This window comes from Microcoleus sp. bin48.metabat.b7b8b9.023, assembly GCF_013299185.1.
In the GTDB taxonomy this organism is placed as follows: Bacteria; Cyanobacteriota; Cyanobacteriia; order Cyanobacteriales; family Microcoleaceae; genus Microcoleus.
Window position 1 is genome coordinate 96,146 of record NZ_JAAFKG010000013.1, and the last position, 7,930, is coordinate 104,075.

The following is a 7,930-nucleotide window of genomic DNA, read 5'->3' on the forward strand; positions in this document are numbered from 1 at the left end:
AACAATTGGTTTAAAGCCTCCACCCTTGTAGGGAGAAATTAAAATCTGACTATTCGTTGCTCTAATCCTCTTCGTTTCAAAATCAGAAGAGCCTGTCAACTGTCAACTGTCAGCCTGTTTGCTGTCAACTGTCAACTGTCAACTGTCAACTGTCAACTGGGTTTCTTTCGCCATAAGATAACCGACACTTTTTTGCTAACAAATGCTAACAAACGTATAAGTTAAGAGAGTCTCTCAACAAAGGCGTGTCAACCAATGCCCGTAGGAAAATCCCGCGAGCACCATTTAGATCCCGATCCATCTTCAATCCGGTGGCTGCGGACTTAATAGTTCTAGCACCACCTAGATTTTTGACAATTTCGCCCGTCCATGACACCGTTTTTGAGGTATAAGCTTCGTTGCAGTCAATCACGAGTTTGGAATTTTCCCAAGCTTTCCACTTAAGGAAATTCTTAAATTCGTAATGGCTTAGAGTCAACATTTGTCGCACCGTTTTGTTTCTCAACTTACGGCGTGACTTCGACATCATTTGAGAAGTCTCAAACGTAGGCAGTAAGATTACATCAAAGTTATCAACTAAAAACTTAGCTACTTTGTGATGTAACTCTCTGACTAAGTTCTTGATTTTACAACGAAGCCTGCTGGCTGATTTCTTGAATCTTCTTTTCTGCCGACTGGGGGCTTTAGAGATTTTCGATACCAATTTGTCCAACCGAAAACACAGTTTCTGGATGTACAAATTAGAATCATTTCCAAGCCAGCCATAGGAATCTTCAGAGAAAAACGTCATGAAGGTACGGACACCGGGGTCTAAGGCAACGACGCGACCTTGTTTATCGGTCTTGGTTTGTTGCACTTCTTCAGAAACAACTAAATAGTATTCTCCGTAGGCGAGAGTCAACCTCCCATCACTGAACTTTTCAGGCAAAGATTCTGTTAATTGACACTTACCCAGAATGGAATGGTAGACACCGCAGTCTTTTACAGCCGACTTCGGCACATAAATAGATTGCTTGGTGTCTTTTCTACTCCGAAACTTGCATTGGCGGAGTAGACCATCTTTTTTAAAACCCTGTTTAGCTGCTTTGACTGCTAAACAGGCATCTTTGATGGCAATCGATTTAATTTGGAAAGGTACAGGTTTTGCCCATTCTGGCAAACTGTTGAGTATTCCAGTTTTGATTGTCATCCAGTTAGCTTTTGTGCCTGGTTCTTGGAGATATTTGATAGTCGCGTTGTAGACAAAACGACTCACTCCAAACCACTGCTTGATTAAAGCTTTTTGTTCAGGATTTAGGAATAGCCGGATCTTCTTTGATCTTCTTGCTGTAACTTCTGAGTCCCTGCATTCTGCAACGGTCGTCGTGAAGGATGGCGAGAAGATAGCTTGTGAGTTCGCTTTCGCTCGCGTGAACAGTTCCGTCAAGAACCACGATTTGTCCACCGTTTTGTTGAACCATGAACTCGAATAATTCAAATCCGAATCTGCTTTAGATGTCGCCACAGGCAACAACAATCGTGAGCTGTTCGCCGCGCATAAGTCTGACCAGTAGGGCTTGCAGTCCCTTCCTTTTGAAGTTGAGTCCTGACCCGATATCTTGGATGATTTCGGCGTTGGGGTATTACTGTTGCATAAAGTCAACTTGTCTAGCGAGGTCGTCTCGCTATTTGGGCGAACTGACGCGACAGTAGCAAACAACGGTAGTTCTAGTTGCACCGCGCTCTTCGGACTCGACATCATAGAGTCGTTGCCCTGCTTCGTTTTTGATGCTTTTGATCTTCCCTTCGCCTGCATATTTTCTTGTCTGTGTGTGGATGCAAGCCCAGAAATTCGACTGCTTTTCTGAGCGGAACGTATGGCATACAGCAAATATGAGCATAAATTAACAAATGTAAGCAAATACTTTACTGTACGTCAACCTCGCTAGTGGTGCGAGGTCAAGTTTTGTTGGACTAATTTTTGGGGATTTGCTGGCTGACTCGCGGGGGCTGCGGTGACGTGCCCCCGAGTCAGCGACGGAGATAGCTGGTTTATTCCATGTCTCTGCGGTTGGGGTTCCGGGCTGGGTCATTGGACAAAAACCCAAATATGAACAGGGAAACAAAGAATAGAACAACTACATTAACTACGATTTTGAGGGTTAGCACTGTGGGAGTCTCCAAAGATGGCATAATAGCGGGCTGATTTGCTGCTGTTGCGGCAACATTTTTATCTTGACAGTCCCCGACATACAGGCACGGGGATTCTTAAGACATTTCTGTCAAAATATCCCTATTGCTAGGGTTCCCAGGCTGACTGGGTTTGCACGAAGCGTGCTCCCGTCATATCTCCTCAAAAATGTTTTGGGCGTAGACTTTCCCCCAGTCCAGGGGTAGGTTTTTACATCTTGTCTGATGTGCTGATTCTACCATATTGATTTGTGAAGATGGATTTGTTTTTTACTTAACAATGGCAAAAAGCCATCCTCATCAAGGACGGGGTTTTCAATTTGACGTTCTGATAAGCTGTGTTGGATCTAGATTGCCTGTGGTGTTGGAGAGGGAGAGGGTTCGAGGATTGTTCGATCGGGATTTGAAATATACAATTTAAATGCACAACAGCTTAACTAAAGATTAGTCAATTTTATTTTTGCTTTTGAGGATGGTTGGCAAGTTGGTTTTTGCCCAATTCCAGATTTGCTCGATGATTTTTTCGACGCGCACCATGACTAAATCGAGCCATTCGAGCACTTGTTCTAGTGGGTGTTTAATGTAACCCATCGCTTCTGCTTTGGTTTCTAAGTATTCGTCTGCGGGCGGGAGACCTGCGCTCTGATTTTTGGGTGCTGTGACGCTGGTGGCGGGGGTGTATCTGCTGGTGGTGGGGGCGATTGCTGCTGGGGATTTGCTGGTTTGTGCGGTGTTCGGGTTGGTGTTTTTTGGCACTTGGGTCTCCGGCGCGCGCTCTGGGGTTGATTCTGCTGCGAGTCCAGATTTATTTTCTGGAGTGACGGCTAAGTTTGAGCCTGTTTGGGATTGACTTTGTGGGACTTTTGTAAGCAAGCTCTGTTTTAGCTGGGCGAGCATCCTGTGAATTGCTTCGGGGTAAGGCGATATTGAGACTGCGGTCGATCGACTTTCTGACAATTCTACTGTTTCTGCAATTTCATGCTTGACTTCTGGGCTGTTTTCTGATATGAGGTTTTTAACATTTGCCTCGGGTTCGGCACTTCCTGCGATTAAGTGCTGCGGTGCTGGTTCTCCGAATAAGTCTTGCCAATTCAACCAAGGTCGATCGACCTTTTGGCTGTTTTCCGTTCGATCTTGTTGGTGACGTTGTTTTAAATAATACTGAATTGCGACAGCTTTTTCGGTATTATCACTAGCTGCCGTTTCTTTGCCCAGCAGTTGGTCTACGGACGACCAAATCATTTTTTCGATGTTTTTCGCGTATTTTTCGAGGATTTCGCGGGCTGACAAACCTAAATTTGTTTCTGGGGCGGAAGTATTAATTTTTACCTCTAGATTGTCAGCGGTGGTTTTGGCTGTTGGGGGGAGGGTAAATTCTTCGAGGTTGACGGCAGCGCGATCGAGTAATGTGACAAAGGAGATCGGATTGTCGGTGCGATCGAACTTGCTGTTAAAATTAGGTTCTAATTTTGGGGTATTGCGGTCGATCGAATTTGATGGAGCAATCGCCGGCCCTGCGGTGTTGGCCGGAGCGATCGATGCGGTGGCTCTTTGAACTAAGATCGCATTGCGGTCGATCGCGCCTTTGACTGCGAGGATTGATTCTCCAAACTGATTTCTTTTCACAGCAACCGGACTCGACTGGAGCCAGGCCATCAATTCCCAAAAACGACGCACCGGCGCCAACCGAGATTTTTTCGCAGCAGACTCTAAACCGAGATTAAATTTTAATTCTTTTTGAGCAATTTCTCGCCGTTCCGGCCCGTCGTTGGCGACTTCCCAAGTTATGCGACTTTCCAGAAGTTCTTGCTGTTCGGGTGTCAAAATATCTAATATGCGATTGCCATCTCCGACTAAGACTAAAGTGCGGGCTGGGATGAAAGTCGCGATTCCCTGAACTTTTTGGGATTGGCTGTCTAATTGAGTTTTGGCCTGGGGAGGTTCTAAGACGGAAGTTGTTTGATGCTTGGCAGCTTGTTTGATAAAGTTGATGGCTGGATGCAAATCGCGATCGGCTTTCTCAGTTGCTGGGTTTGTCTGGATTAACAGCCCAAAACTGGCTAAAGTTGTAGCGGTTTGGGACGAGTTTAGCAAATTTGCAGCCAGGTTTAAGATTTGGTCGATCGAACTTTCATCAGAAACTTCTCCTGGATACCAATTTCCCGAAAAATCTGGATTTTCATCGCCGTCATATTCTTGAAGTTCGGGTAAATCTACTTTTTGGCTGGATTCCCGCAACTGTCGGCTCAACATTCGGGAACTTTGGACGAGCAGGTAAGCTGGATAAAGTAGAATTTGGGTAGCGGTGAGAGTTGCTGCTTGAATTTGTCGCCAAGTGCGATCGCAATTATCGGCAACTTGGCGGGACTGTTTGGATATAAAATTTAATAGTCGGCTTTGGTATGGGCCGTAGTAACCGTCGGACATAAGTTTAATTATTGAATTCAGGTTTTAGATTAGCGCCGGAATGTCTGAATTTTGCAGTAAAATCAAAACTGGATATTAATCGCAGTTTCAAACCCTCTGAAACCTTTATTTCTTCGCGTCCTTTGCGTCTTCGCGGTTCGATACTGAGCCCAGATTCCTACGCAAGTCCTATTTTAGCTAAATATGAGCGTCGCTGTGCCACCTGCTAGCAATAATATTTCTGAAGTTGTAGAGAAGTTGCGCCGCCTCAGTCAAGTGGAGGTTCAGTCTGGTTGGAGGTACTGCGATGCTGACTCGGCTGCTGTCGGTTCGGTAGGTATTTCTAACAAGCAGGTTGTCGAACTTAACGAAAAAGGACATATTGCTTGGCCCTCTGGGAAGCAAGTTGTTTATTTAGGACAGAAATTTGTCATTCCTGACAATTTGCACGGCTATCCTCTAGCAGGTTTGCGTTTGCTGTTGAGTTTGACTTGGTGGGCGGAAGATGCGACTATTTTTGTCAACGGTGAGTTAGTTGGACAAGGTGATTTATTCGATTGTGCCGATCGAGTTTTGTTGAGTGCGTCGGTGAATCCGGGAGATGAATTTTTAGTTATTTTGCGGTTGGTAAGTCCTGGACACGATAACGGTGCTTTAGTGCGATCGATTTGTTTGTATGAAGCTGCGGACTCTACTTGTTTCGATCCGGGTTTTGTGGCGGACGAATTAGAGATTTTGCAAAGTGCGATCGCTCGAAATTTAGGAAACAAACATTCCCAAAATTTATCCATTGAAATTTTAGCAAGTCGCCCAATGTACGTCAAGGGAGAAAGGCTGCAATCTGGGATTGATTTGGCGGTTGGTTTGATTGATTGGTCTGCTTTGCCGAATCGCGCCAAGTTCGATCGATCTTTATCTGTATTGCGACACAATTTACTGGGATATCTGCGGGCTTTTTCTGGAGAGTTAGATGATTTAACCGCAGAGGGCGCAGAGGGCGCAGAGGGAGGATGTAGGCAGATACTTTCTCAGGTTTCAGAAAATCAGAACTCTACATCTATATATATAGGTGAAACTGCCGATATTCCTTCTTTTTCTGGAGAGTTAGATGATTTAACCGCAGAGGGCGCAGAGGGCGCAGAGGGAGGATGTAGGCAGATACTTTCTCAGGTTTCAGAAAATCAGAACTCTACATCTATATATATAGGTGAAACTGCCGATATTCCTTCTTTTTCTGGAGAGTTAGATGATTTAACCGCAGAGGGCGCAGAGGGCGCAGAGGGAGGATGTAGGCAGATACTTTCTCAGGTTTCAGAAAATCAGAACTCTACATCTATATATATAAATGAAACTGCCGATATAGCTTTTCTCAATCAAGTCATCCACTCACCAGTAAATCACCAATTCCCAATTACAAATTCCCAATTTAGACCTGACTCACTTGAAACTTGCCATACATCTATATATGGTAAAATCTATTTGGTTGGTCACGCTCATTTAGACTTAGCTTGGCTGTGGCCTGTCCCGGAAACTTGGGAAGCGGCGGAACGAACTTTTGAGTCGGTATTGAAATTGCAATCTGAGTTTCCCGATTTGATTTTCTGTCATTCAACTCCAGCGCTTTATGCTTGGATGGAAGAGCACCGCCCGGACTTATTTGCAGCAATTCAAAAACAGGTGGCGGCTGGTTGTTGGGAAGTTGTTGGTGGGATGTGGGTTGAACCGGATTTAAACTTGATTTCGGCTGAGTCAATGGTGCGGCAAGTTTTTTACGGACAGCGTTATGCGAAAGAAAAGTTTGGGGAGTTGATGCGGGTGGCTTGGCTACCGGATACTTTTGGTTTTGGGTGGCAATTACCTCAGATTTTGCGGCAAGGTGGAGTTGACTATTTTGTGACGCAGAAGTTGCGCTGGAATGATTCGACGCAATTTCCCCACGGTGCGTTTTGGTGGGAAGGGTTGGATGGTACTAAAATATTTAGCATGATGTCTGGTGCGATCGGCGAAAGTATAGAATCGGTTAAAATGGCAAGTCATGCTTTTGATTGGCAAGTTAAGACTGGTTTGCCAGATGCTCTTTGGTTGCCGGGAGTTGGCGACCACGGCGGCGGCCCGACTCGCGATATGCTAGAAGTGGCGAAACGCTGGAAATTGTCGCCTTTTTTCCCAAGGTTGGAGTTTGCCAAGGCTGTTGATTATTTGTCTTTGATTGAGAGTCAGTTTTTGCCGGAAGTTGCCGAGGTTGATTCTCTACCTGATGTTTCGCAGTCGCCAAGTCGGGAAAATTTACCAATTGCTGAAGTCGTTGAAACTTTGTCGGATGTCATATCTCCAAAATTACTCGAAAATTCGACAACTTTATCCGAAAGCCGAACTTCCAATCTCAAAAATCCCGCAAGTTTACCAATTGCTGAAGTCATCGAAACTTTGGCGGATATCATATCTCCAAACTTACTCGAAAATTCGACAACTTTACCCGAAAGTACAACTTCAACTCAAGAAACTCCCGCAAGTTTGCCAATTTCTGAAGTTGTAGAAACTTTATCGGATGTCGCAGCGGAAAATTCCGCAACTTTACCCGACAGCCTTAACTCCAATCTCAAAAATCCCGCAAGTTTGCCAATTTCTGAAGTTGTCGAAACTTTATCGGATGTCGCACATCCAAATTTACTAGAAAATTCCGCAACTTTACCCGACAGCCTTAACTCCAATCTCAAAAATCCCGCAAGTTTGCCAATTGCTGAAGTTGTAGAAACTTTATCGGATGTCGCAGCGGAAAATTCGACAAGTTCATCCGAAAGCCTCAACTCCAATCTCAAAACTCCCGCAAGTTTGCCAATTCCTGAAGTTGTCGAAACTTTGTCGGATGTCGCACCTCCAAAATTAGTCGAAAATTCCGCAACTTTACCCGAAAGCCTCAACTTCAATCTCAAAAATCCCGCAAGTTTGCCAATTCCTGAAGTTGTAGAAACTTTGTCGGATGTCGCACATCCAAAATTAGTCGAAAATTCCGCAACTTTACCCGACAGCCTTAACTCCAATCTCAAAAATCCCGCAAGTTTGCCAATTTCTGAAGTTGTAGAAACTTTATCGGATGTCGCAGCGGAAAATTCGACAAGTTCATCCGAAAGCCTCAACTCCAATCTCAAAAATCCCGCAAGTTTGCCAATTTCTGAAGTTGTCGAAACTTTATCAGGTGTCGCATCGGGACAATTACTAGAAAATTCCGCAACTTTACCCGACAGCCTTAACTCCAATCTCAAAACTCCCGCAAGTTTGCCAATTTCTGAAGTCGTCGAAACTTTGTCGGATGTCGCACCTCCAAAATTAGTCGAAAATTCCGCAACTTTACCCG

General features: G+C 44.8%; 3 protein-coding genes and 1 pseudogene. 1 reads left to right on the plus strand and 3 read right to left on the minus strand.

Features of this window, described 5'->3' with window-relative positions:
- Positions 1–205: 205 nt before the first annotated feature.
- The 3 genes from QZW82_RS10435 to QZW82_RS10445 form a co-directional block, all read right to left on the minus strand.
- Positions 206–1,504, minus strand: coding sequence for a transposase (locus QZW82_RS10435; protein WP_366664999.1), 1,299 nt, complete (start codon positions 1,502–1,504; stop codon positions 206–208).
- 527 nt (positions 1,505–2,031) lie between these two features.
- Complete coding sequence (locus QZW82_RS10440; RefSeq protein WP_039887172.1) at positions 2,032–2,148, minus strand: photosystem II reaction center protein I; 117 nt, start codon at positions 2,146–2,148, stop codon at positions 2,032–2,034.
- 465 nt (positions 2,149–2,613) lie between these two features.
- Positions 2,614–4,596: a hypothetical protein gene (locus QZW82_RS10445; RefSeq protein WP_293147715.1), complete on the minus strand. Its 1,983-nt coding sequence runs from the start codon at positions 4,594–4,596 to the stop codon at positions 2,614–2,616.
- 183 nt (positions 4,597–4,779) lie between these two features.
- Between QZW82_RS10445 and QZW82_RS10450 the strand changes: the two are divergent.
- Positions 4,780–7,930, plus strand: a pseudogene (locus QZW82_RS10450) (hypothetical protein); the annotation flags it as partial.

What these genes read in the sequence shown, in the direction of transcription:
- QZW82_RS10445 (WP_293147715.1), bottom strand. Translation starts at nt 4,596, where the DNA reads ATGTCCGACGGTTACTACGGCCCATACCAAAGCCGACTATTAAATTTT.